1 protein-coding gene is annotated in these 1,030 nt (G+C 50.5%); it reads right to left on the bottom strand.

Annotated features, from left to right (window positions below; translation table 11 throughout):
* Positions 1-1,030, bottom strand: a 1,030-nt coding sequence (locus HP570_RS29100; protein ID WP_254495535.1) for a condensation domain-containing protein, incomplete at both ends; no start/stop codon positions are given.

The following is a 1,030-nucleotide window of genomic DNA, read 5'->3' as shown; positions in this document are numbered from 1 at the left end:
CGTCTCCTTCACTCTTGCCAGCAAGTCACGGAATGTCGGTTCCCCTGACATGTTCGTACGGAGCACCATTGTATTAATGAAGAATCCAATCAATTGTTCCATCTCTGGTCTATTGCGGCCTGCGACAGGGCTTCCGACGAGGATGTCTTCTTGTCCACTGTAGCGGTAGAGCAGAGTTTGGAACGCAGCTAGCAAGGTCATGAACAGCGTCGATTCTTCTTTACGGCTAAGTGTTTGTAATTTATCGAGAAGTTCACCTGCGAGCGTCGTTGAGTAAATCGCTCCCTCGTACGTTTGTACAGCTGGACGTGAACGGTCGGTCGGTAGGGTCAGAAGCGGTTCAGCACCACTTAATTTTTCACTCCAGTAAGAAAGTTGTTCGTCTAATACTGAACCTTGGAGCCAATCCCGTTGCCAAACCGCGTAGTCCGCATACTGTACAGGCAAATCAACCAATGCGGGTAAGTCGTTTTGGCTAATCGCTTCATAGGAAGTGAACCATTCGCGAATGAATACGCCCATCGACCAACCGTCAGAGATGATGTGATGCATGTTCAAAAGGAAGACCGTTTCTTGCTCGCTTATGCGAATCAAGGTGGTACGGAACAACGGACCTTCGCTCAGGTTGAATGGCGTAGCTGCCTCTATTCCTGCCAAGCGCTGTGTTTCTGCTTCGCACTCGTCTGCTGGTAGCTCGCGCAAGTCGATTACACGTAGCGGCTGTTCTTGGTAAGGGTGAATGATTTGTACAGCTTGTCCATCCACGTGGTCAAAGGTTGTCCGCAAGCTTTCGTGGCGCTGGATCAGTAGCTGCAAGCTCTTGTTCCAAGCCTCTATATTCAGATCCCCATGCAATCGCATGGCGGACGGGATGCTGTACAAGGCACTGTCTGGCATCAGACGATCCAGGAACCACAGGCGCTGCTGCGCAAAGGACAATGGCAGATGACCTTCCCGTGAAATAGGTTCAATCGCAGTTCCGGTTGTTTCTTGCAAAAAGCTTCCGAGTGCTTCGGACAGTTCTGCAATG

The organism is Brevibacillus sp. RS1.1, assembly GCF_013284365.1.
Lineage (GTDB): Bacteria > Bacillota > Bacilli > Brevibacillales > Brevibacillaceae > Brevibacillus > Brevibacillus brevis_D.
Note: the sequence above shows the minus strand (reverse complement) of the source record. Positions and strands in the feature narration are given on the sequence as shown.